Consider the following 1,150-nt stretch of genomic DNA (forward strand, 5'->3'; position numbering starts at 1 on the left):
CACTAGTGTCCCAACATTGTCATTGCCAAGACATGTATTTGTTTGAAATTAATGGATTAATAGGAGTTTTTGCCATGTAACGACTTGAAAGGCTTGTGGAAACTCAGCATGTCTGCCCTCAACAATAAGGAGGGTGGCATGTACACAGGCAATATCATTTTTTCTCAGATTCTTGAATATCTACCGCTTCGAGCATTTCACCAATGTGTCGAGACTTATCAAGGAAATTTTAGAGTCAAAGAGTTTTCATGCCTTGATCATTTTTTATGTATGGCCTTTGCACAGTTGACTTATCGTGAAAGCCTCAGGGATATCGAGGTTTGCCTCCGATCCCAGAAGAAGAAATTGTATCATATGGGCATCAGGTCCCATGTTTCCCGAAACACTTTAGCCAATGCCAATAAGGTCAGAAACTGGAAAATTTACGCAGATCTTGCTCAACACCTGATAAAGATCGCCCGCTGTCTCTATGTTGATGAGGAATTTGGGCTCGAACTCCAGAATACAGCTTATGCCTTGGATTCCACGACAATAGACTTATGCTTATCTATGTTTCCCTGGGCCAACTTTCGCAAGAGCAAAGGGGCAATCAAGCTTCATACGTTGATAGATTTACGTGGAAATATTCCAACTTTTATACATATATCCGACGGAAAACTGCATGACGTCAATGTATTAGACATACTACCTATCGAACCTGGTTCAATTTACGTAATGGATCGTGGATATGTTGACTTCAAACGTCTCTATTGCATTTCTCAACAATCTGCATTTTATGTAACCAGAGCCAAAGTAAATTTTCAGTATCGAAGGGTATATTCGCATGCTATCGACAGGAATTCAGGTATAATTTGCGATCAAAGTGTTGTGCTTACAGGATTCTATCAATCCAAATTTTATCCAGAAAAACTAAGAATGGTGAAATATAAAGACCCTGAAACCCAAAAAGTCTATGTATTTTTAACAAACAACTTTGTTCTACCATCTTTGACAATTGCTGATCTCTATCGTTACAGATGGCAAGTAGAATTATTTTTCAAATGGATCAAACAAAACCTGCGAATAAAACGGTTTTATGGTACCTCAGAAAATGCCGTTAAAAGTCAAATTTGGATCGCAATCTCGACTTTTTTACTCGTGGCAATAATGA

At 38.3% G+C, this 1,150-nt stretch carries 1 protein-coding gene; it reads left to right on the forward strand.

The annotated features are described in order from the left end of the window. Positions 1 to 138: 138 nt before the first annotated feature. Positions 139 to 1,150 (forward strand): IS4 family transposase (locus tag AC559A_RS19170; protein ID WP_498819297.1); only part of this gene is annotated, 1,012 nt, incomplete at its 3' end.

The sequence above is a fragment of the Desulfonatronum zhilinae genome (genome assembly GCF_900182865.1).
Classification (GTDB): domain Bacteria; phylum Desulfobacterota; class Desulfovibrionia; order Desulfovibrionales; family Desulfonatronaceae; genus Desulfonatronum; species Desulfonatronum lacustre.